At 44.5% G+C, this 23,582-nt stretch carries 24 protein-coding genes and 1 tRNA gene; 1 reads left to right on the forward strand and 24 read right to left on the reverse strand.

The genetic code is table 11. The annotated features are described in order from the left end of the window. Positions 1 to 8: 8 nt before the first annotated feature. From LIQ05_RS08740 to ftsH, 6 genes are all read right to left on the reverse strand, one after another. Positions 9 to 281, reverse strand: coding sequence for an ACT domain-containing protein (locus tag LIQ05_RS08740; protein WP_226819966.1), 273 nt, complete (start codon positions 279 to 281; stop codon positions 9 to 11). A 148-nt stretch (positions 282 to 429) separates the two neighbouring features. Further along, entirely contained in the window at positions 430 to 1,227 is a 798-nt protein-coding gene (locus LIQ05_RS08745) for an MBL fold metallo-hydrolase (protein WP_226819967.1), read from the reverse strand. Continuing rightward, positions 1,214 to 1,813: a dephospho-CoA kinase gene (gene coaE, locus LIQ05_RS08750; RefSeq protein WP_226819969.1), complete on the reverse strand. Its 600-nt coding sequence runs from the start codon at positions 1,811 to 1,813 to the stop codon at positions 1,214 to 1,216. Before coaE ends, LIQ05_RS08745 begins: the two co-directional genes overlap by 14 nt. A 59-nt stretch (positions 1,814 to 1,872) precedes the next feature. Continuing rightward, positions 1,873 to 4,512, reverse strand: coding sequence for a DNA polymerase I (polA, locus tag LIQ05_RS08755; RefSeq protein WP_226819971.1), 2,640 nt, complete (start codon positions 4,510 to 4,512; stop codon positions 1,873 to 1,875). A 33-nt stretch (positions 4,513 to 4,545) separates the two neighbouring features. Continuing rightward, a complete protein-coding gene (locus tag LIQ05_RS08760; protein WP_226819973.1) occupies positions 4,546 to 4,884 on the reverse strand; it encodes an anti-sigma factor family protein in 339 nt (112 codons plus the stop codon). A 192-nt stretch (positions 4,885 to 5,076) separates the two neighbouring features. Continuing rightward, on the reverse strand, positions 5,077 to 6,936 hold the full coding sequence (gene ftsH / locus LIQ05_RS08765; RefSeq protein WP_226819974.1) for an ATP-dependent zinc metalloprotease FtsH: 1,860 nt from the start codon (positions 6,934 to 6,936) through the stop codon (positions 5,077 to 5,079). A gap of 148 nt (positions 6,937 to 7,084) precedes the next feature. Here ftsH and LIQ05_RS08770 point away from each other — a divergent pair. Continuing rightward, positions 7,085 to 7,167: transfer RNA gene (locus LIQ05_RS08770), tRNA-Leu, on the forward strand. Positions 7,168 to 7,490: 323 nt separating this feature from the next. On the opposite strand, the gene LIQ05_RS08775 is transcribed toward LIQ05_RS08770, so the two are convergent. The 18 genes from LIQ05_RS08775 to LIQ05_RS08860 all read right to left on the reverse strand — a co-directional run bounded on the left by LIQ05_RS08775 (position 7,491) and on the right by LIQ05_RS08860 (position 23,580). Next, positions 7,491 to 8,282, reverse strand: a complete 792-nt coding sequence (locus tag LIQ05_RS08775) for an N-acetylmuramoyl-L-alanine amidase (RefSeq protein ID WP_226819976.1) — start codon at positions 8,280 to 8,282, stop codon at positions 7,491 to 7,493. 31 nt (positions 8,283 to 8,313) lie between these two features. Beyond that, on the reverse strand, positions 8,314 to 8,772 hold the full coding sequence (locus tag LIQ05_RS08780; protein WP_195409210.1) for a phage holin family protein: 459 nt from the start codon (positions 8,770 to 8,772) through the stop codon (positions 8,314 to 8,316). 89 nt (positions 8,773 to 8,861) lie between these two features. Next, positions 8,862 to 10,709, reverse strand: a complete 1,848-nt coding sequence (locus LIQ05_RS08785; RefSeq protein WP_226819978.1) for a tail fiber domain-containing protein — start codon at positions 10,707 to 10,709, stop codon at positions 8,862 to 8,864. Positions 10,710 to 11,803: 1,094 nt separating this feature from the next. Beyond that, positions 11,804 to 12,796, reverse strand: a complete 993-nt coding sequence (locus tag LIQ05_RS08790) for a tyrosine-type recombinase/integrase (RefSeq protein WP_195699444.1) — start codon at positions 12,794 to 12,796, stop codon at positions 11,804 to 11,806. A gap of 470 nt (positions 12,797 to 13,266) precedes the next feature. Beyond that, positions 13,267 to 13,788 (reverse strand): hypothetical protein, encoded by a 522-nt coding sequence (locus LIQ05_RS08795; protein ID WP_226819980.1) that lies wholly within the window; start codon positions 13,786 to 13,788, stop codon positions 13,267 to 13,269. A 17-nt stretch (positions 13,789 to 13,805) separates the two neighbouring features. Next, complete coding sequence (locus tag LIQ05_RS08800; protein WP_226819982.1) at positions 13,806 to 16,877, reverse strand: hypothetical protein; 3,072 nt, start codon at positions 16,875 to 16,877, stop codon at positions 13,806 to 13,808. 11 nt (positions 16,878 to 16,888) lie between these two features. After that, positions 16,889 to 17,275 (reverse strand): hypothetical protein, encoded by a 387-nt coding sequence (locus tag LIQ05_RS08805; protein WP_173771855.1) that lies wholly within the window; start codon positions 17,273 to 17,275, stop codon positions 16,889 to 16,891. Continuing rightward, positions 17,259 to 17,507 carry a hypothetical protein gene (locus LIQ05_RS08810; RefSeq protein ID WP_195699448.1) on the reverse strand — a complete coding sequence of 83 codons (249 nt, stop codon included), beginning with the start codon at positions 17,505 to 17,507 and terminating at the stop codon, positions 17,259 to 17,261. Before LIQ05_RS08810 ends, LIQ05_RS08805 begins: the two co-directional genes overlap by 17 nt. 12 nt (positions 17,508 to 17,519) lie before the next feature. Next, complete coding sequence (locus LIQ05_RS08815) at positions 17,520 to 17,879, reverse strand: hypothetical protein (protein WP_226819984.1); 360 nt, start codon at positions 17,877 to 17,879, stop codon at positions 17,520 to 17,522. A gap of 9 nt (positions 17,880 to 17,888) precedes the next feature. Beyond that, positions 17,889 to 20,738, reverse strand: coding sequence for a hypothetical protein (locus LIQ05_RS08820; RefSeq protein ID WP_226819986.1), 2,850 nt, complete (start codon positions 20,736 to 20,738; stop codon positions 17,889 to 17,891). Between the two features lie 42 nt (positions 20,739 to 20,780). Further along, positions 20,781 to 20,930: a hypothetical protein gene (locus tag LIQ05_RS08825; protein ID WP_226819988.1), complete on the reverse strand. Its 150-nt coding sequence runs from the start codon at positions 20,928 to 20,930 to the stop codon at positions 20,781 to 20,783. Continuing rightward, a complete protein-coding gene (locus LIQ05_RS08830; RefSeq protein WP_226819990.1) occupies positions 20,923 to 21,249 on the reverse strand; it encodes a Gp15 family bacteriophage protein in 327 nt (108 codons plus the stop codon). Before LIQ05_RS08830 ends, LIQ05_RS08825 begins: the two co-directional genes overlap by 8 nt. A 13-nt stretch (positions 21,250 to 21,262) precedes the next feature. Further along, positions 21,263 to 21,559 (reverse strand): hypothetical protein, encoded by a 297-nt coding sequence (locus LIQ05_RS08835; RefSeq protein WP_226815805.1) that lies wholly within the window; start codon positions 21,557 to 21,559, stop codon positions 21,263 to 21,265. A gap of 36 nt (positions 21,560 to 21,595) precedes the next feature. Then, on the reverse strand, positions 21,596 to 22,078 hold the full coding sequence (locus LIQ05_RS08840; protein ID WP_226819992.1) for a phage tail tube protein: 483 nt from the start codon (positions 22,076 to 22,078) through the stop codon (positions 21,596 to 21,598). Then, on the reverse strand, positions 22,068 to 22,475 hold the full coding sequence (locus LIQ05_RS08845; protein ID WP_226819994.1) for a phage tail terminator protein: 408 nt from the start codon (positions 22,473 to 22,475) through the stop codon (positions 22,068 to 22,070). The genes LIQ05_RS08840 and LIQ05_RS08845 overlap by 11 nt, the downstream gene beginning before the upstream one ends. Beyond that, positions 22,472 to 22,855, reverse strand: a complete 384-nt coding sequence (locus LIQ05_RS08850) for a minor capsid protein (RefSeq protein ID WP_226819996.1) — start codon at positions 22,853 to 22,855, stop codon at positions 22,472 to 22,474. Before LIQ05_RS08850 ends, LIQ05_RS08845 begins: the two co-directional genes overlap by 4 nt. Then, entirely contained in the window at positions 22,852 to 23,190 is a 339-nt protein-coding gene (locus tag LIQ05_RS08855; protein WP_226819998.1) for a hypothetical protein, read from the reverse strand. Before LIQ05_RS08855 ends, LIQ05_RS08850 begins: the two co-directional genes overlap by 4 nt. 3 nt (positions 23,191 to 23,193) lie before the next feature. Then, on the reverse strand, positions 23,194 to 23,580 hold the full coding sequence (locus LIQ05_RS08860; protein ID WP_226819999.1) for a hypothetical protein: 387 nt from the start codon (positions 23,578 to 23,580) through the stop codon (positions 23,194 to 23,196). Positions 23,581 to 23,582 lie beyond the last annotated feature (2 nt).

Here is a 23,582-nt window from a genome sequence, read left to right on the forward strand (position 1 = left end):
ATTATAGATTAGATCCGATGCATTACGTTAAAAATATCCTCATGCTGGCAATGGATCACAACGCCGATCTCATCCCCGAGAGCAGCCAGTTCCTTGGAAAGAGTTGCAATTTCCTTGTCTGAAGCACTGGTGTCTGCCACCATCATCATGTTAAAATATCCCTGTACAATCGTCTGGGAGATGTCCAGAATATTTACCTGGTTCTCTGCAAGATAGGTACATACCTTTGCGATAATACCAACGGTGTCGTTTCCTACTACTGTGATGATTGTTTTTTTCATGATACTCCTCCTGTGTTTGGGTCTCACGCCCATATTTGACTGTCTCACGGGAATGTTTTGTCTTATTCTCACATTTCCCATAATCTGTATATAAAAACGGAACATCTGCCAGAAACCTGGCTTTCACTTTTATCGCCGTTGCATGCTGCTACAGCACAACCACGTCTGAAATACTGTCCCGTTTCGCAACCTGTATCTGAAAATCTTTTGATTTATATGGATTATCTCCAAGGGTTACCTCTGAGCACACCGTCTCATAAGCAAGGGCCTCGTAGTTATTTTCTTTGCTCAAATGTCCAAGGAAGATTGCCTTCATATCATCATGCAAAAGCCTGCAAAGCAGCCTTCCCGCATTTTCATTGGAAAGGTGTCCCCGGTCTCCTAAAATACGCTGCTTCAGATAATAGGGATAGCTTCCTACCTGCAGCATGCGGATATCATGGTTAGCCTCCAGCAAAAGGGCATTCAGGTTCTGTAGATTATCTACTATGTAATCGTTATATTTCCCAAGGTCTGTAGCAATCCCAACCGCCTTGTCCTCACACTCCACACGGTAACCAACCGGCTGCGCCGCGTCGTGAGGAATGGAAAAAGGATGTATGGTCAGATCCTTGATATGAAAATCCTGGTCTTCCACGATCTCATGGAACGTATCCTCTGGAAGATTCTGCATATTTTTCATTCTGCTGATGGCATCTGCGGTTCCACCTGTGGTATAAACCGGAATGTGATATCTGCGTGCCATCACCCCAAGCCCGCTGATATGGTCGGAATGCTCATGAGTAACCAGAATGGCGTCAATGTCCCTGCCAGTAATCTCCAGCTGGTTCAGTCCCTGCTCGATCCTTTTTCCGCTGATCCCTGTATCTACAAGAACATGTGTCTCTTCTGATCCCACATAAATACAGTTCCCACTGCTTCCACTGGCAATGCTACAAAGTCTCATTTCTTCTTACTCCTTCATCGATCTGCTTCCACGTTTTTTCCAGATCGCCATTATTTTCTATCACGTAATCTGTGTGGGCACGGAAATATGCTTCGCTGGCCTGGTTTCCAATAATTCCAAGAGACTTCTCCCTTGTATATCCTCTGCTCTCCATCAGGCGCTGAATACGGACTTCCTCATCTGTGTAAATATACCATACTTCATCGCAAAAATCCTGGTAATGTTCTTCCAGAAAAAGGGCAGCCTCCACAATGCACAGCTTTCTCCCTTTTCTTTTCTGTTCCTCCAGGCTTTTTAAAATATATTGTTTCACAGCCGGATGAATGATCCCGTTTAAGCGGGTCAAAAAAACCGGTTGTCCAAATACTACATCGGAAACCCTCTTCCGGTCAATAGTTTTATCATTTTTTATCACTTCTTTTCCAAACAGATCGATGACAGGCTGGTAACACTCCTGTCCCGGTTCCATTACAATATGTCCCACTTCATCTGCCTGTATGACAAAAGCATTGTATTTTTTCTCCAGATAGGCAAGCACCGTACTCTTCCCGGCGCCTACACCTCCTGTTATCCCAATTATCTTCATTTGTTTTATTTCCTGCTGATTCTGGCTTTCTTCTCCTTTATTTTAACAACATCCAGTTTTTATTTTGCTTCATACCAGTTATTCCCCTGGTGCATGTCAACCTCCAGCTCTACTGCCAGATTCGCTGCACCTTTCATTTCCTCTTCCAGGATTTTGGAAACCTGAGGGATTTCCTCTTTCCAGGTCTCGATCAGAAGCTCATCATGGACCTGCAGCACAAGCCTGGACCGTAGGTTTTCGTCCAGAAGACGCTTGTATACACGGTTCATGGCAATTTTGATAATATCTGCGGCAGTTCCCTGGATTGGAGAGTTCATAGCCACACGCTCGCCAAAGGATCTCTGCATAAAATTGCTGGACTTCAATTCCGGAACCGGTCTTCTTCTGCCAAACATGGTGGAAACATAGCCGTTTTCTTTTCCCTGCTCTACAAGTCCCTCCAGGAAGCCCTTGATACCTGGATAGGTCTCAAAATATTTCTGGATATAAGCTGCAGCCTCTTTTCTGGTAATGCTAAGGTCCTGACTAAGGCCAAAGGAGCTGATCCCATATACAATACCAAAGTTTACCGCCTTGGCATTTCGTCTTTGCAAAGGCGTAACTTCTTCAAGAGGGATATGAAAAACCTGGGAAGCTGTCAGCCTATGGATATCCTCTGCTTCCCTATAAGCTTCGATCAGTTTCTCGTCTCCGGACATGTGCGCAAGTACACGCAGCTCGATCTGGGAATAATCTGCATCCAGAAAGACAAAGCCTGCTTCCGGCACAAATACCTTTCGGATCAGTCTTCCAAGCTCCATGCGGACTGGAATATTCTGAAGGTTTGGCTCTGTACTGCTGATACGGCCGGTCGCCGTAATGGTCTGGTTAAAGGTAGAATGGATCCTGCCATCCTTTCCGATCACGGCTCCAAGACCATCTGCATATGTGGATTTCAGCTTGGTGAGCTGACGGTATTCCAGAATATCATTTACGATAGGGTTCTCTTTAGCCAGCTTTTCCAGGATATCTGCGGATGTGGAATAGCCGGTCTTTGTCTTCTTCCCACCTGGAATGGCCATTTTTTCAAAAAGGATCACGCCAAGCTGCTTGGGAGAATTGATATTAAATTCTTCCCCTGCCTGCTGCCAGATCAGCTTTTCCAGCTCCTGAATACGGACAGTCAGCTTGTCTCCATAATTTTTCAGTTCTTCCCCTTTTACCTGGATTCCCCATTTTTCCATGGAATCCAGGGTAAATACAAGAGGAAGCTCAATTTCCGTATACACCTTCCACATGCCAGTTTCCTGAAGCTTCTCTTCCAGAGGCTTTCTGGTGGCAAGAGCCGTATACGCCATATAGCATGCCAGATGCGAAAGTTCCGGCACTTCTTCTTCCCAGGCTTTTTTCAGGGATGTTTTTCCAAGCAGCTCTTCCTTTGACGGAAGGCGTTTTCCATCCAGATAGTCCCGGGCCAGTTCTTCATAGGTATAGGTACTTTTCAGTGGATTCAGAAGATACGCGGCAATTCCACAGTCAAACACTTTTGCATCCGGGTTCATTTCCGCACATTTTAACATGGTTTTGACATCCATGGCACAGACCGTGGTGGTTTCTCCAAGCCTTCCGATCTTTTCTCCAAGATATCCAGCGCTTACCACTCCTTCTACTGGAATATAATAGATTTCATTTTCGCTTAAAGCTACGCCAGCACCGTAGACGCCCTCTTTGTCCCAGAGAAGAGCAATTCCTGCATTCTCTGCCTGTCCTGCTTTTGCAAAAAGGGACTCGCAGCCGCCAAACTCACTGCAGGTGAAGAAATCCTGCTCCATGGTATTCTCACTGACCTGGGCCGGATCAAATTTCGCCAGGAAATTCTTAAATTCCAGTTTTCTGCAAAGCTCATAAGCTTCTTTGGTATAGATATCTCCCAGTTTAAATTTCTCCTGATCAAACGCTGCCGGGCAATTGGTGTCTATGGTGGCAAGCTCTTTACTCAGCTGTGCCAGCTGGTAATTCTCTTTCAAAGACTCTCTGGCCCGTTTCTGTGGAATTTCATCTGCATGGGAAAAAGCATTTTCTACAGATCCATATTCTACGATCAGCTTTGTAGCTGTTTTCTCTCCCACACCTGGAATTCCGGGAATATTATCGGCAGAGTCACCCATAAGAGCTTTTAATTCTATGAGCTGGGCAGGGGTAACCTGATAGCGCTCCTGCACCTGTTCTTCTTTATAATCTTCTATCACGGCCTGTCCTTTTGCAGTCTTTGGCAGACGGATCATGGTTTTCTTTGTAGCAAGCTGTAAAAGATCGCGGTCACCGGAAAGAATGGTTACGTCAAGATCTTTTTCCTCACTTTTTCTTGCCAGTGTGCCAAGAATATCATTGGCCTCAAAGCCAGCAAGAGAAACGGTATGGATTCCCATTTTTTCAAGCAACTCTTTTAGAAGGGGGATCTGTTCCTTCAGTTCTGCCGGCATAGGCTTCCGCGTGCCTTTGTATTCCGGGTATTTTCCATGGCGGAAGGTAGGCCCACTTCTGTCAAAAGCCACCACCAGATATTCTGGATTTTCCTCTCCCAGCACTTTAAACAGGATATTTAAAAAGCCGTAAACGGCACCTGTATGCACACCTTCTGAATTTGTCAGATCCGGAAGGCCATAAAATGCCCTGTTTAAGATGCTGTGACCATCTATCAATAAAATTTTTTTATACATATGTGCCTCCTGTATAACCATAATGCTGCACTTTTATAATACCTGCATAATAATATAGATCAAAAATCCGCCCAGCCCGGCGATCAGTGCACAAAAACCCACTCCACTTAATGCCCGGCGAAATTTTTCTCTCAATATATGATGCTTGGACCTGCGGATATCCTCCTCCAGAAGTTCCCGGAGGTCAAACGTTGCGTTCCTGCTCTCTTCATCCAGCTGCTGCATAGCGGCATGCACAATAAAATACGTTTCCAGTTCATCATAACAGGAAGGACAATTCTCCACATGATTCAGAAACCCTTCCAGCTCATCTACTGACAGATCATGCTCAATATATCTGGTTACCATACTCTCTGCTGTCTGACAATTCATGGAAGCACACCTCTCTTTCACAGACCATATGACTTATTATATCCGAATCCCCACAAAAACACAAGAGACAGCAGAAGATACCCATGTTTCTGTTCAGCGAACAGTAACCAGTAAACAAAACAAGGTATCTTCTGCTGTCTCTCTTTTTATTTGTTTTTGCAACTGTGAAGGCACTAAACAGTTACTTGTTTTTTATTCTTCTGCACCTGCAGGCACTTTTGGCGGATCATTCAGAATCTTCATAAATTCCTCTCCTGTAATGGTCTCATGTTCATACAGGTATTTGGCAAGCTCATGGAGTTTGTTGATGTTTTCCTCCAGGATCTTATATGCTTTTTCATGCTGTCTGCGAACAAGCTCTACCACTTTCTTGTCCAGAAGAGTCTGTGTCTCAAAAGAACAGCTAAGGCTTGCATCACCGCCCAGATACTGGTTACTCATGCTCTCCATGGCAACCATATCGAACTCGTCACTCATACCATAACGTGAGATCATGCCTCTGGCGATCTTGGTTGCCTGCTCAATATCGTTGGATGCCCCTGTTGTAATGCTGTGGAAGATCAGCTCTTCTGCCGCACGCCCTCCGGTAAAGGTGGCGATCTTATTCTCCAGTTCTTCCTTTGACATCAGATAGTGTTCCTGTTCATCCACCTGCATGGTATATCCAAGGGCTCCTGAAGTACGGGGGATAATGGTGATCTTGTGCACCGGAGCAGAATCTGTCTGCTTGGCTGCCACAAGTGCATGTCCCACTTCATGGTAAGATACAATCAACTTCTCCTTATTGGAAAGCACCCGGTTCTTCTTCTGATAACCGGCAATAACCACTTCAATACTCTCCTCAAAATCTGCCTGGGTTGCAAACTTTCTGCCATCACGGACAGCACGAAGGGCTGCCTCATTGACAATGTTTGCAAGCTCCGCACCGGAAGCTCCGGCTGCTGCCTTGGCAATGTCATCGAAACGGACACTGTCTGCAATCTTGATCTTCCTGGCATGGACTTTCAGGATTTCCTCACGGCCTTTCAAGTCCGGAAGCTCTACTGGAATACGTCTGTCGAAACGGCCTGGACGAAGAAGCGCCGGATCAAGGGAATCCGGGCGGTTAGTAGCGGCAAGGATCACAACTCCCTTGGAACCGTCAAATCCATCCATCTCAGTAAGCAACTGGTTCAGTGTCTGCTCACGCTCATCATTTCCGCCTGTAAAGCTTCCGCTGTCACGTTTCTTACCAATGGTATCGATCTCATCGATAAATATGATACACGGTGCTTTCTCATTAGCCTGCTTAAACAGGTCACGCACCTTGGCAGCACCCATACCTACAAACATTTCCACGAATTCAGAACCGGAAATGGAGAAAAATGGCACTTCCGCTTCTCCGGCAACCGCCTTGGCAAGAAGCGTCTTACCAGTACCTGGAGGGCCTACCAGAAGGGCACCCTTCGGCATGGAAGCTCCGATTTCTGTGTACTTATGAGGATTGTGGAGATAATCTACAATCTCTGTAAGAAGCTCTTTCGCCTCATCTTCACCTGCTACATCTGTAAATTTGATTCCTGTGGAAGACTTTACATACACCTTGGCATTACTTTTTCCAAAAGACATTGCTCCGCCAGGGCCGCCGCCCATGGAACTCATCATCTTCTTGCTCAGCCATTTTCCAAGTAAAATAAAAATGACGATCGGGATCACATATCCGATCACCAGACTGAGGAAAATGGACTGTTTCTGTGGTTCCACTGCCTCCATACTGGTTCCGGCCTCATATAAACGGCTTACCAGATCCGGGTCATCCATGCGTACCGTCTTGCATACCACATCCTCTCCATTCTTTCTTACTACGTAATAGATGTAATCATCCTGTACCTCTGCTTTGGACACGTTTCCCCGCTCCACATTGCTGAGAAATGTGCTGTAGTCCGTCTTCTCCACAGAACGCTCCTGCATAGCAGGAATGGCAAAAATGTTCAGGAAAAGGATTACCAAGGCAGCTACCAGTACAAAAATGTACAATGGCCGATTCTCTGGTTTTTTATGGTCAATATTCATTGGTATTTCCTCCATTTTCTGTAAACTGTTAAATACTTTAGCATTTCCGTGTATGAATATCAATATTCTGTCCCGAAAATTTATAAACTTTTCATAATTTCATCTTTACTTTATTTTTATAATGTGCTATTATATCAATTGTTCAACCGCCGGCATGTCGGAATGGCAGACGAGGCAGACTCAAAATCTGTTGTAGGCAACTACGTGTGGGTTCAAGTCCCACTGCCGGCACTTTTTCATATTTCATATGTTATATAAATCCTGTCAAATCCTTGATTTTACGGGATTTTTTGTTGCTTAGGATTTCAAGAAATGTCAGGGGTTGTCAAAAATTTGCCCCCTATTTGCCCCCTGGGGGCAGACTAATAATTTCAAATTTTCATAGATGATACAATATTTAATAAGAAGAAAAGCCTTTACTCTCCTGAGGGGCAACTCGCGGGATTGTAAAGGCTTTTCTTGTCTAAGGGAAATCTCATGTTCAGTTTTACTGTACCAGATTCTTTCTCATCTGTCGAGTTTTATCGTGCGAGATAGTGCGACAGATTTCGACATCACAGGTTCTTCACCAGGACTGTGACGCCTGCTGCCTTCAGCTTCTTCACCACTTTGTTGGCAGCTTTCTTTGTTCTGTAGGTGCCAACCTGGACACGGTATGGGACGGAGCCGGATACTTTGCGGATACTTGCTGAAAATCCTTTTTTCTTAAGCACTTTCACCATCACGTCTGCATTTTCTTTTGTTCCGTAGGCTCCAGCCTGGATGTAATACTTTGCTTTTGGTTGCGCTGGCGCAATTGTGATCGTTTTTCCCAGAATACCCTCTGCGATCAGCTTTCCGTGAGCTTCCATACCAAGTTTTTTCGCTTTGGCATAATCGTCCTTGTTATCACAGAAGAAAGATTCTACCAGGACAGCTTTTGCCTTGGTCTTTCTGGTCCAGTACAAACCTGGACGTTCTTCAGCTCCTCTGTCATGCCAGACAGTGCCAAGCTTCGCGCTGATCCGCTGGGCTTCCGGGAGTCCATTTGCATTGTAGCAGTATACTTCACAGCCATATGCCTCTCCATTAAAGGCATTCAGATGAAGCTGAACAGACAGATCATAGTTCTGTTTATGCTCTTCTTCAATGAAATACTTGATTTCATCATTCAGGGAGTGCAGCTGACCTTCCGGAGCAATACACAGTGTTGCCTTATGACCTGCTTCCCGGAGCCATTTACACACATAAGGTGCCAATTCTTTGTTGTACTTATATTCGTTCACGCCACCCTTGCTGGTGCCATCTGCAGATGAGATGACGCCACCGCCATAGTTCGCGTGACCTACACAGATAAAATATTTCATGTTGAAATTCTCCTTTCAAAAAGGAGGGCGATCACTCGCCCTCGTCAATATCTTCTCCATCTTTATTGATTGCCTTGTCTGCCACTTCCAGTCCCTTGATCAGAATCTTCGGGACGTCAACTCCCATCTCCACCAGATTCTCACAAATAGACCTGATCTCATTTACTAACAGGGATGCCAGTACAAAGAAGCCAAGTAATGTGGTGATTCCCAGATCAACACCAAGCGTTTTTCCGATCTCCACAAACACTGCAGATGCCCCAAAGGCTACCGCAATCATGATCCAGTAAGCCAGTTTTTTCAGGACTCCTTTCCATCCGGCTTTGGAATTTTCCTTGTGTGTCAGTCTGGCTTTCATCCAGCCTGTGATCCAGTCGGCAACATTAAATGCCAGGAACAATGCAAACAGGATCCAGTGCTCTCCAAAGATATAGCTCAATACAGCAACAGCTGCGCCAACAATAGCATTATACGTATCAATCACCTTCATATTATGTGTTCTCCTTCTTATTATATTATTTTATGGTATAAAAATAAGACCGGTTACACGGTCTCGCCCTGGGTTCGTTCATTCGATTTTCACGCCACCTTTCTTTTTAGTGCTTCAATTTCTTTGTGCTGCAGCTGGATTGCCTTGAGCAGATACGGGATCAGTGCTCTTTCGTTCCAGTCTTCAATCTTTCCATCCTGGTATCTGGCAACTAAGGGAAGATATTTTTCCACATCCTCTGCATAAAGCCCGGGAATGGGAACGGCACTGTCCCGGACAAGATAGCCAGGCTTATAAGTAAAAAATACGGCTGGAAGGCTATACAGATTTTCCACATCCTCTTCTGTCATGTCTCCGACATGGTCCTTGTATCTTCTGGATGAGGAAGCCAGCTTGGCTATTGTTTTCCCGTCTGAATCAAGAACCAGTTTTGCACCACTTGATGTAGAACCTGTTCCAACTATTTCCACGCCGCCGCTATATTTTCCACCATCATCAAAAGGGCTCCGAACTCTTAAATATGCAAGCGTGGTTCCGTCAGCGCCTAACTGTCCTGTACTGGAAAACATATAATTCGCTGTAATATCTCCAACATCTATGTATCCAGGAGTAATTGTTGTTCCATAGCCGTTTTTGCCTGTCGTTGTTGTGATCTTGTTATTGGCTGCATCCAAGATTATAGAGCTGTTTGCGGATTTCAGCGTCAGGCTTCCAATAAGCCAGCCTGCGATTTTTCCAGAAGTACACTCCATTGCTCCGGTAGTGAGAATCTTAAAATAGCTGTTGGCTGTCACCACGCCGTTTAAATTGATCTTGCTCGCGTTAATGGAAATACTTTCTGCAGACTGGTTGATCTGGGAGATCAGGCTGGCCTTGTCTGCCTTTTTGCTCCAGGATGTGGAACTGGTTACGGTGCTGACGATTGCGGAATCTGTGATCTTCAGTGCGGCCTGGGACTTCCAGGTCTCTAGATTTGATATCTTTGTACTAGCGTCGCTCAGCCCCTCCTTAGTTGCATAAGTCTTTGAAACAGATGCTGTGATGGAATCCGCATTCTGCTTAATAGCTGATTCCATAGCAGTTACAGTCGGATACGATTTCAGAAGTTCTTCTGTATTTGCATTCGCAGCTTTTACGGCTGCACTTTGTGCCGCATCCGCATATCCCTTTGCGGATTTATCCGCTGATTGTAAGGCACTGTCCGCATAGTTTTTAGCCTTCTGGTCTGCGCCGGATAGACCAGCTGAGAGATCTGCTCCTGTCGCATAGGTCTTGGAAACGCTAAGTGTTATACTGTCAGCCATCTGCTTGATTGCAGAATTCATGGCTACAGTAGTGGAATAATTCTTCAGTTTATTGGCTGTATCTGCTTTTGCATTGGATTCTGCTGCATCTGCCTTGGACGTTGCGTCTTGCTGTGCCTGGCTTATTGCGGTGTTCTGTGCACTGTCTGCATATTTCTTTGCATTGGTATCCGCTTCTGCCAGTGAAGATTTAACATTTTGCGTTGTCGCATAAGTCTGTGAGACAGTACTTGACAGCCCATCCACGCTGGCTTTAATAGCTGCATTCATTGCCGTAGTCGTGGAATAGTCATTGTTTATCCTGGTACTAAGGTTGGTCAGATTTACTGAGAGTCCATCTAGGCCTGCTTTGTAATCTGCTACTTTTGCATCCAGGGAACTGTACTGACCGGTTACGGTATCGTATTTACTGCTGATATCGGAAAACTGCAGCTGAAGGCTGTTTATATCCAGTACGGCTGATGCAAGTTTACTGTACATGGTTGCCTTGCTGTTCTGCAGTTCAATCAGTTCTGATTCACTGATCAGTGCGGTAATTTTTCCCTGAGTTACCTGGATTGCGGTTTCTGCTGCCTGGAAGCGCTTTAGGGTATATTCCTTGGAAAATATACTGGCTTCCTGTTCGAATATCATCGGGTTTTTCCTCCTTTCCGGATAAAAATCCATAATAAAAGACACCTTGGGAGGTGCCCTTTAGCATGAATTCTTGTTTTACTAAACAATATGGCAACACTCACTATAGAACATTAACTGGCGGTCAATCAATGTATATTAAGATTGAGTCATATAGAACTGCATTTGTAATAGTTGCTACAAAAAGTTTCTATATATACTCAAACGGATATCTAACTAAAATACAAGAAGAACCGGATCGATTAGAAACCAAGTTGTCTTCTGACTATTTAACAGTAACTATAAAAAATATTAATTCAGGTAATGAAGCTAATTGTATAGGCATATATTCATTCAATAATGATTTGTTGATAAAATAGTAAGCCATTTTTTAATGGAAGTTCTCAAAAATGGCAAAGCCAAAATAACCACCACACCAACGAATGATTCCATAAAAGATTTCAATGGTATTGGATATAAATATGGACGTGTTGTAATGGCTTACCAACCAGGACACTATAGAATGCAAATTGTGTCTTTACTATCCGAGCTAATATAATTAACAATGTAATATCAATTTCATAAAATAAATTTCATGCTATACTTTAAAATAATTATTTATACGAATAACCGAGAGAACCGTTGCTACATTTTGAAGAACGGTTACCGTTCTCCTTTTTGACTAAAATTATGTTTTTACCTGGGATGCAAAAAGTTCTTAAAGCTTATATATTCTTATTCCAGCTGCACCATCGATTGTTAGTTTATATTGAAACAAGAACTCGTGCTCAGCACATTCAAATTTAATTGAATCATCAAAATCAATACCCTTTGCAAGAATTTCAATAAAAGAACCGTTTTGTATTTGGATATTTAATATAGATACTGAACTTATTTTATACCCACCTGTTCGATATGTGGCTACGAGATATATTCCATAAGGCATTGATACTGATGTAGATGAAGAAGTAATTGAGCCTGAATAATAAGGCTTTAATTTGCCATATTATACGCAAGCTCCTTTTTCCCTCAAAAATACAATCGTTTTCCCAAAGGCCGCACTTCCCCGAGCCACCTTTTCAGCTGGCTTTTCCAACATTTATTTTTTCCTTTTCCTATGCGATCAGACGCATAAAGGATGCTTTTACTGATTCCTGTTTAACACTTACGTACAGCATTGTTGTGTCCGACTTTGCGTGCCCAGCATAAGCTTGGATTTCTTGTAATGGCACACCTCTGGCACCTGCATCCGTAAGTAATGTTCTTCTAAATTTATGAGGATGCGCATGTACTCCTGCTTCCGCTCCAAGTTTCCGGAGCATGTCTTGTATTGCCTGCCTTCCCAGGCGATTATACGGCTTCCTTCCTCTCACAAACAATGCCGGATTGTTATCGTCTCTACTCTCCAGATATTTCTTAAGATGATAAACACAACCTTCTGTAAGATACACTTTACGCTCCTTCTTACCCTTTTGACCGTAAATGATTATTTCTCTGTTTACAAAATCTACATCATCACGATTAAGAGCTACCACTTCGCCAATACGCCCAGCCGTACTGTATAAGAGCTCCATGATTGCCACATCTCTTTCCGTTTTCGCTACATCTTTAAGATGTTCCCGCTCTTCTGCAGTGTAAGGTTTCTTGATTTTCTGCGGCACTTTTACACGTTTTAATCTTCTGGCTGGATTCCTGTTTATGTAGCCTTCATCCGTAGCCCAGCTGAAGAATCCGCTGATATTGTGCCGCAAAGTTTCAAGGTAAGCCAACGAAATTTTCCTCTGTTCCTGGTATACAGCCAAATAGTACCTAAGATCATTGGTAGTTATTTCGTGAATTTTCTTATTAATTCCCTGAAATAGTAGTGTAATGCACCGATTGTACGCCAGTAGTGTAGATTCGGCGCAGTTTTCCAAACGCTTACTAGCTATGTACAGCTTTAGAATTCGCTCCCAGTGTCGTTCCGAAGTAACCAACTGTGTGCACTCCTCTCTCACTTCCATCCCATGAAGATTGATTGCAAGAACGTTTTCCAGTTTCTGAAGCTGTTCGTCAGTAAGGCTATCCTGCATTGCTACAATTACATTTTGAATCAATTTTTCGGTCATAAATGAATACCTCCCTTCCTGATTCCATTATATTTTCTGGTACCAGGAAGGTCTACCCTACAAAGTGCTGACTATATAATATGGCAATAACGCATCGTTGCATGACGGTGATATATTGACAGAACGTTCGCTTATCTTTTCAGCAAATCATACAAGAACTGCATCAACATTATCATTCGACATCATTACAAATAACATTGATGTGAGTGAGGGAACTGTTTTATGCAAGCTGAGAGAAAAATATAGACCAGCGTTTGCCTTTCATGCTCTTGGATATTCCTACAATCCAAAGGAAATTATAGAACTTTCAATATCCCCAAATGGTGACATTGTAGTGTTCGGAAAATATTCACTGAAAGGTGTTAGAATCTATTTTTCCGTTTCGTATTTATTAAAATAGTGAATTTCATTACTGAATCATCGCCATTGTAACGGATTGTTTCTCTTGCAGAAATCAAAGGCTTACTATTTTAGTCAGACAAAGTTGCTGAAAATTCGTTCCCTGGCATAATCAGAGTGACGTTTCTCCATGACTTAATTGATATTTTTAGGTCTCCATTGCTAATAGATGCAGTAGGAGTATCTGGGCCGCATATAGAATATACTTTTGTGGCTTCCACTACATCGTTCGCCATATCCATATTGATCAATGCAATGCAATCGTTGGTAAAATATAGTAATGCGCAATGTGGAATACGTTTGTTTTTGGAAGTTCTATGAATCGTTATTGTGCGTGAAGACGAATTATTATTTGAGATTCTAAAGGAGTTGCCATATAAATAGTTAATGGCTGCCGGTAGCGTCTGGGTTCCGCTGTCTAAACCGAAGGTTTGTGAGGTCAATCCATTCAAAATCTGCTTCGTCAAATCCTCCAATGTAATAATCCCACCCTCATTCGTGGTGGGATCGATGAACATCAATTCTTTCCCTGCGGGAATCTGTGTTACTTTTGTGAGGCCGTTTGCGTCCTGGCCGTCTTGTGGTAATGCCATAGCTTAATCTCCTTTCTTCATACCGCATCTACATTCAGATTGACAGCTTTCCCTCCGATCACAAGGAGTTTGCCGCCTACTATGAGCGCTGCAGTCTTGTATGTGGTAAATCGTCCGATCACCACACCGCCAAACATGTAATCTTCATTCTTTACTTTGATACTGTAGCCGTATCCCAGGAAGCTCTCACCGCTTTCAGTCTTTTTACGCCAGGAAAACCATGCTGCCGGATAATTCTTTGTGACCTCTCTTCCATTCTGGTACACAACTGCAGTCACTGTTGTGGTGCCGTCTTCGTTGTCATGATAGCGGACATTGTACAGAAGCGAATTTCCCACCAGACCGTGTAGGTCTGTAGTTGTCTCGGACAGATTCATCTTCAAACCATCCACGCTTGTCTCAATGTTGGCTACTTTCTGGTTTGTCGTGACAATGGCAGCTTTTGCCTGGTCTGCGGTCTTCTGAGCGGCTTTGATATCATCAGCCAGGCCTTCCGCATCCGCAAGGAGCATGACGGTCTGGGTATCCAGATTCTGGGCTCCGGACGCATCATATAAAGTACAGCGGATTATGTTCACGTCAGCTTCGGAGGGAGCGTATATCTTCATGATCTCAGCAGATAAAGAACCATACTTCAAAACATAGGTCTTTCCATTGTCTTTTGATTCCTCGATCTGAAAAATTCCGGAATAACTGCTGATGATTCCATTGTCATTCTTAAATGCTGAGAAAGTCACGCTTTTCGGAACCAGAGTCTTTCCGTCCTTTTGTTTCCGGATCACCTGGCTGCTGACTCGGAGGTCATAGCTGAGACCAATCTTCCCGTCCTTTGCCTTACTGATGGAAAATCTCTTGGTGATCCAGGAGCCCATTGACTTTACAACAAGCGTTTTACCGCCTACAACAAGCCCTTTTCCACCGACCAGGAGAACTTTCCCTTCCAGTCCGTAAAGCCCCGAAATATCCACGTAGCCGTTGTCAGAAGTCATTGCTGTGACCTGGTACGTTCTCGTTTTCGGGTTCCAGGTACCGCTTACTCCTTCAGAAGCTTTCACCGTAATCTGGTCAATGTGATCGGAAACATCCGTATCACCCAGATACACGGAAAAAGTGGTATGACAGCTGCTGTAATCCCCACCGGAACCATCCGTATAGGTATGGACCACATGCGCATCATTGTCCAGGGAAGCCCCGATTGCATCCAGGGTAGAAATCCCGGACAAAGTGTCCAGGGCTTTCTTCGCCGCGTCAGAAGCTGCATTTGCTGTGTTGCTGGCGGCATTTGCGGTACTGGCGGCATTGGATGCAGTCGTAGAAGCACTGACAATGTTGGTATTCATCTGGCTGTATAACTGGTTCAGGCTCTGATTCTGATCGTCAAACCAAATCCGGCTGCTCTTGATGCTCTGGGAGCTGCCGTTGATAGCCGACACCACCGAAGGGATATCCAGCTTAGTGCCGGCAATGGATGCGTTATCCGCTACCATCTTATTGACGATCAGACCATCTGCAATAGCTCCTTCTTTCACACCTGTGGCATCCAGCAGAATCCCTTTTCCGGTCTTATCGAACAGGGAAAAGGTAAAATCACCGTTTGCATCCCTGCCAGCCTGCATCCGGACAGTTCCGTCTGTGTCCCTCCACTGCTGGGTTGCCCCCTGGATCTTAATCCCGCCATCGTCAGATGTGATCATAAATTTATTGGTGGAAATGGTACCGCTTAAAAGATCCCCAACTGAGACCGTCTGCATAACTGCAGTTCTGATCAGTGCAGAGTCAATCACAGCATTCTGGGAAGTAAGGTGGATGTTCTGCAAATCCCCCACACCGGCACCACCTGCAAGCAGCGTTTTGATATTGGCATAACTGGAATCCAGGATATTGATCTTTGCATTGGCGGCAGTAAAATTTGTAGCAGTCAGATCCCTGAAGCTTCCAAACTCTGCATCCAGGTTCTGTACCGTCGCATTGACCGCATTCAGATTCTGGATTGTTGCAAATTTCAAATTGGCAGTATCCACATCCAGCTTATTGATCATTGCGTGATCGATCATCACAAGCTGCGCATAATACCGCTCCATTTCTTTTGTAGTGGGGCCTTTCCAGTTCGCATTTGTCTCATCTTCTGATAATCCCACAGCCTCCACAGAATCCGTAAAGCCACCATCATACTCCCTTTCCAGTTTCATCAGCGGGACCTTGTAGGAGCCCCCTTTCCTGTCTTCCACGGTGAGGACGTCCCACGGATCCAGCCGTGGGTCTCCCATCATCCGTAGGGAGCCTGGCATATAGGAAAAACCTTTCAGGGAATCCATCACTTTGTCCAGGGTATCCTGTGTCATAAACGGATTGGAAAAGATCACTGCCCTTGGTCCGTCTCCGGATGAAACAGAAACATCTTTCCCCTCTTCGTCCTGGCCAGTGTAACAGGTAAGCTTTTCCACCTGGAACAGGTAATCGTTGTGTTCAAAAGAATCCCAGTATCTGCCAGTGCTGACCGTATACCCGCTGTCCACGTAGCTGTGCAGTTCAATCTGTCCGTTTCTGTTACATACTGCAAAACAGCCATGAAGCTGTGCTACGTAAGAAAGGACCTCCCTGCAGCTGTAACCTTTCGGAACTTTCATGGAAATGCCGGAAAGACCATCTGTTACAACCATCACACCTGTGATTTCCTGGATCCTTTTCAGAACAGCCGCCGTATCCGTACTGTCTCCGTCCATGGAGAATGCACGCTCTGTTTTCATCATCCGGTCATAGGCTGTAAACTCAATCTGTTCTTCATTTCTGGATGGTTTTCCAGGCGTGAAATATCCCATGGGGATGTATTCCACCAGACCATTCACTTCCATTCCGATCTGGACCAGGAGCTCATGCCCCTCAATGGCTTTTCCCGGATCCGGAATTATGATGGTAACGTACTGGCTCACTGTGGAGCCAAGGGAAAAATCATCCTCCCCTTCTGCTCCGCCAGTAAACTTAATGCTTTTCGCATTTGTTATAGATACATCATCATAGGTGATGAGTGCTTTAAAAGTTCGGGAATCCTGTAGTACCAGGTTTCCAAAAGCTTCTGAAGACTGATACACAGGACCACCTCCTACTCAGTCATGATCTCAAGTGTTTCCAGGTCAGCCACTGTCAGGGCATCATAACGTGGATCGTCACATTTCTCAATCTCTTCCTCAGAAACAGTATGGATACCAACCTCTGTCTCAATCGCCAGGAGCTCATCCAGGTCTTTTGCAAAGCCCTCTTTGTCCTCGATGGAATACTGCCCATTCTCAACCAGGAACTTTCCATCCTCACCTTTTGCCGCGTATTTCTCAAGCAGTTCCTGACGCTCTGCATCATAGGCATTGGCTGCATCACTGACTGCTGCCAGGTTCTTTTTGATCGCATATCCAAGCTTTACCGGCAGCCGCTTCTCCCTTAAGGAAGCACAGCCATTGACAAAATTTAATATATCTTTATTTTTCAGTTTCATCTGCAGTACCTCCTGTTACACGCTCGTCCTCAGCCGCATAGACTAACTGGTTAAATGCTTCAATATCTTTTCTGCACTCTGTCTTGTTTGTCTCATACAAGTCACGATCCTGGACGGTAATACTGGTGCTTGCGTTCCCAGCTTCCGGGATCTGTGCAGACATGTACACAACAGGTCTGTCATTGATCATGCTGTTGAAATTCATGGATACTGATTTTGTTCCTTTTAACATTTTGGTTTCCTCCTATTTTTGAATGATACTCACTGATGCTGATTTATAATAAAAAATCCCATCTCCGATATACCCCAGAACCTCTTTGGTCAGGGTTCCCCGATATGTGGTAATCGTCAAATCTATCCCATCATCATGAAAAGAGATAGGAAAAAAGCCTGCAACCATAATCTTTTTTATAGCTGCAAGCTCTGCTTCTGTGAGAATCCCCCACTTTATAGCTACATCTTTCTTTTCTGCAACCACATCACCGATCATGCTTCCGGAAGCACTACGGCCCGTGTTCGCACTCCAGATAATCTGATCATTTACAGATATCGATACCGGAGAGGGGAGCACCGTACTCCCTGACCACAATATTTTCTTTGCCATAATGCCTCCTTACACAAGCAGTTCTGGTTTTCCGGTTGCTTTTGTGTTCTGGTTGGTTTTTCGGATAAAATATTTTCTTAGTGATTCCGGATCCAACGCAACAATCGGCGTATTCTGCAAAAACGCCAGGATCTGTTTCAGAACTGCCAGCAGTTCAGCATCATTTGCACCACCTGCTGCCAGAGCCGCTGCCTTTAATGCCATTTCCTGAAGCTTGTCCTCCGGAGAAACAATCTCTCCCTGGTGCCGGTTATCACCAATCATTGCAAGCTGGGGCGTGTTAGCTTTTACGAAACCACCATTGGCAAGCATTGGAATCGTTCCTATAGTTGGAATGCTAAAGCCGTTAAAGCCCCACCAGTTTCCTCCAATCCCAGGAATCCAGTCTGGGACAGTGATTTTAAAGCGGATATTGTTTACTTTATTAATAAGTCCGTTTACAGTTCCCAGAACACTGTTAAATCCGCCAATAATAGCGTTAATAGGTGTTTTGGCAATATTAGAAAGCCCTCTGAACACTCCAACAAAAATACTTTTAATTCCCGTCCATGCTTTCTGCCAGTTGCCAGAAAATACTCCAGATATAAAATCATTGAATCCGTTAAATATCTGCTTTACATCCCGGATAACATCTTTGGCGCTTTTCAGAAATCCTTTTAGAACGTTTCCAAAAATTCCAAAGTTATTGGTCCAGGCCGTCTTGAATATTGAACCAAGCCATTTGGAAAACTGGGATAATTTTTCCTGAATCCAATCCCATTTTTCTTTTATATCATCTCGCAGTGCTTTTACTGCATTTTTCACATTATCTCTTAATGTTTCAAATGCTTTCACGGCTCCATCGCGAAGCTGAGTTGTTTTTTCAACCACCCAGTCCCTTAATTTAGCAGCATACTCACAGATAGTATCCCAGTTCTTATATAGCAGGATTCCAGCTACTATTGCGGCAGCAATCCCGATTACCAGCGGACCTCCAAGTGCTCCAACCAGTGCTTCGACTCCTGTCTTCACAAGAGCTACCGCACCTGAAATACTTTTAATGGAGCTTACAACATTAACTATCGTTGTAATAAAGCCAGCTGCATTTGCGATAAATTCACTTATCTTCCAGGCAGCGAAGAATGAGGCTATAACCGTTGCTATCGTCTGAATCACTCCCGGATTGGCTGCGCACCAGTCTGAGAAGGTTTTCAAGACTCCATTAATCCTGTCCCAGATTGCCCCAAAAACACCGCCGGTCCACTGCGCTATTGGCTGCAGTACACTATCCCAGAACCACTGGAATAGAGGCTGTAGGGCTGCAAGTATACCATTAAACACGCTGATAACACCGGACATGGTTTCCAGGAATCTTGGAACCACTTCATTCGCTGTCCATGTTTCCAATGGCACCAGAACATTTTCCCAGAACCACAGGAGTCCTTCCCCTACATGAATAGTAAATGGGGCAATGGCTTTCCACAATCCATTTAGACTGCTCCGGATCTTGTCGAAGTTGACTTTCATCAGTCCGTTATTCAGGGCATCTATAAAGCGTGGGATACCTGTGCCAAGGGTCCATTTTCCAACTGGTACAAGGAAATTCTTCCAGAAATCTTTCAGAGAGTTAAATGTAAATTTTCCAAGCCTCGCAAGGCCTTCATTCCACAGCCTTTTTAAAGACTGTGTAGCAGGATCACACAGCTTCTTGATATTCTGGAACATTTTTGTAAACTGTTTGTCCGTTTTATCTACAACAGTTTCACCCTGGGCAAGACTGCCGAAATCAATTCCAGCTCCACCTGCTCCCCCAGTTCCTGTTCCTCTTCCGGAAGAAGGTGTGGAGCTGGTACTGTCTGTCTGGCTGTCCAGCTTATTCACCTGGTCAAACCCCATGAGGGCACGCATTTTCTCAGCTGCTTTCTGGGCGGATTTGGCAACGCCATTATTTGCACTGGAAAGATTATCTGCTGAACTGGCTGCATCGTCCATTCCCGTGCTTGCGCCTGCTGCCGCACTTCCGATAGCTGAAATCTGTCCGGAAGCACTGTTACTGGATTTCTGACCGGTAATCAGCTCTGTAAACGATTTAAAGGCGTTTGCCAGAGTGATCAGCTTTCCAATTACCGTGTTGATCACTCTGATAACCGGAGTGAAAAGATTTATCAGTCCCTGGCCAATCGTAGCCTTCAGGGAATCAAACTGCAGAGTAAGGATCCTTACCTGGTTTGCCCAGGATCCTGAGGTCCTCGCAAAATCCCCCTGGGCTGCTGCCAGCTGGTTTTGTACGAAGGAATACCTTAGCGCAACCTTTTCAGCTTCTGACATTTTTGCCGTTGTCTTCCCGAAACCGTTTGCCAGCGCATAACTGTCAAGGGCAGTCTGAGTCATGACTACGCCAAGATCTTTCAAAGATTCCGTTTCGCCTGTGAAAACGGATTTCAGCTTGGTGTATGCTTCATCCTGTGACAGATTATAGAAAGACGCCACATCACCTGCCAGCTTGGTAAGGCTGGAGCCCATGTTATAAGCCTGTTCCTCGGAAAATCCAAAGGCTTTCGCCATTGCCCCGAAGGTACCGGTGAACTGCTTTGCCATGGTCTCAGAAAGCCCAAAGCTCTGGGCTGCACTCTTGGCAAATTTATCAACCTGTGCAGTCATGTTCGGAAATGTAACGTCTACAACGTTCTGAACCTCTGCCAGATCTGAGCCAAGCTCCAGGCATGACTTTCCAAAATCTATCAGCTTTTTAACGCCAAATGCTGCTGCAAGAGTTGCACCGGCTTTCTTTGCCAGAGATTCAATGCCGCGCATCTGCGACTGAAACCGATTCTGATTAACGACCAGGTCAAGCCCGATCTGTCCAACACTTGTTGCCATATATGCCACCTGCCTCTATCATGAGGACATCGGCACATGGCACTACTTGTCCCGGTTAATCTTTATTTCAAATTCTTTTTTACAATGGCGCCCCTGGCACCGGATGAAAACACCCCGGCATTTTGCATCCGAGGTGTACTGTACTTTCTGTTCGTGTCCGCAGAAGGGGCATTTTACCTTGTTTTTATTCATTCGCACCTCCTGCCATATCAATAAATGCCTGTTTCATAGCTTCCAGGAATTTATCTCTGTCTTCCTCTGAGACCTTCATAGCCTGTTTATTTCTCCATTCGCGGCGGATCCGGCGCTGTTCCGGGGTGAAATGCTTTAAGATCTCTTCATCCTCTTCTGCGCGGATTGCTACGATCCTGCCAAGGGCTGTATCCGGGCCGATTCCGGACAGAAGGTCCGAAAACTCGTCCCAGGGCATCCCTGCAGGAATTTCCTTAGAAAGACGTAACCCGTACTGTGATTGAAACGATGATACGATCAAATCAAAATCATCTATCAAATCATAGTACGGGTCACTGCTCTCCCTGGTCTTCTTCTCCCTGGATCAGATCCATTGCGGTCTGGATAATGATCATAAGATCTTTGAAAGGCAGACGCATTTTTTTAATCTCATTACGGTCTTTTTCGCTGAACAGCTTTTCATATGCCGCAATAGTTGATTCTGTATCGGAAGAACCTTCCTTGAACAGGCCCATAATCTCAAGCATGGTACCCGCATCTGCATTTACCACGAATTTTCTGCCCTTGATAATCAGGGCAGGATTTTTATCAAAGCTTAATTTGTCTGTAATATCAATACATTTTGCCATTTGTTTTCTCCTTTTTCTTGCAAAAATCTGCAGTTACTACGCAGCTGGGGTAATCTCCGGTTTTCCATTGCTCATGATATCGAATTCAAGAGGTGCTACAGCTGTGGAATCTCCGGATCCAACATTCTTCACATTGATAACTGCTTTTGTAAACTTCACAACAGTGCCATCCGGGAAAGTCCACTGCGTATCAGCTTCTGCATTTCTTCCGTTCTTCCATGCCAGTCCTGCAACAAAATCATTTCCGGCATCCCCGACATTACGTTTTGCAGTTACTGAAATTGTAATACTCTTGGATGTCATTAAACGTCTGGTCCATCCTTCTGTGTCAAATGGGTTCCATTCTTCCACTCCATTGTCAAAAGATACGGAAAAGGTTTCACAGTCTGCAATATTTTTCAGTGAAGCAGTGCCGCCTGATGCTGCTGTGTCTATCTGGAACTGGTTCTCGTAGCATGGATATACGCCAGTCTTGGAAGCTGCGAACAGCTGAAGGTTCATTACAATTTTATTCTTCATCCTTATTTCCTTTCTTTTCAAAAATCACTGCCAGCTCTATAACCATCTCATAGATGCCGGAATCATCTACACCTATATCCTGAAGATCGTAGACTGGCAGGATAAATTTAATAGTTTCATCGTTTACAGTTGCATTTCTGGTGGCTCTGACAGCTTCAAACAAGGCTTTTCCTGCTTTTTCGGTCTCACGCTGGGATTTATTCCAATGTACCAGCAAAGTGACGTATTTCGTGCCATAGGACTCCAGCTGAGGTCCACCGATTGCCACCTTATACTCATGCTGGTGTTTACTGTTATAAACCCCAACCATTTTTTCCGGCTTATCCGGAATTGGTCCAACATACACAGACCCCTGTGTGAGCGTCTCAATATAATCTCTGATATCTGATAACGTCATAAACCTGTCAGCCTCCTGTAGTTTTCTTTGAATGCTTCCACTGCAACATCAACATTTTTTCCGCCTGGAAGCCAGTCTTCATACCATTTGCCTTTTGCATTCGGGTTCTCATCCTTCTTAAAATGAAATTCCGGATGAAAATACAGGCGTCTGGCATAACGTGTACTGGATATAATGCTTACTTTTCCATGACTGCTTTCAGATGTATCTACAAAAGTACTCTCATTCTGTAATACACCAGTATCTCTTGGAAACACCTGTGCCTGCTCAACTTCTTCATGTAAATCTTCTGCAGTCTGTTCCAGGGCTGCCACCTGTGCCTGTGTCAGCTGATTGATCTTCGGAAAATTAAGTTTGACGGTTGAATTGACCTTGATCATATCAGAAACACCTCCGTGTAATTTACGGTACCGTCCGGATTTCTTGCTTTCCTGGCTTCCTGGATCTTTCTCTTGACACCAAATATGGTTGCTGTACCGCCTGATATTACCGGAAGCTCCGGGCAGATATCTCCCGGGAATAATACGGATCCGGTAATCTGAACCAATTTCTTGTCAACTGTGAAAATCGTCTTTGCTTTGTCCTGATAATTGCATTTCCCGGAATATTCAAAACACGGAAGAGGCTCCCCGTATTTATCCCGCCCTTCCTGTTCCATCACTAAGCTGATATCCGTCCTGCAAAGCCTTTTGGGTACTAAACATGGATATTTCATGGCTCACCTCGCTAATCTGTAGCACAGCCCTGTCTGGCACAACAGTGCATACAGATCTCTTTTCATTGCCACACCTTTGTCTGTGAATACGTTCCAGCTGCTACCAAACTGGGCGGATACACCATTGATGCTGTAGCTTGAAAGTATAGAATTGATCTCGTCCGCATTCTCGGTTTCAAAATCTGCCTGCTGACAGACAACATCCTGAATGATATCCTGCTGAAACTGTGTCAGTCTGGAAAATCCCCGGCCTACAATCCGGTTGTAGGTCAGGGAATCAATGTGCCGAGACGCAATCTGCAGAGCTCTCCCAATGTCATTTTCTAAAATCAGGGTTCCGCCGTAAGTATCCGTATAGTATTCTGGGGTTGCATATGGTTCATAAGACATTT

It is taken from the genome of Blautia glucerasea (assembly GCF_020537505.1).
Classification (GTDB): Bacteria; Bacillota; Clostridia; order Lachnospirales; family Lachnospiraceae; genus Blautia_A.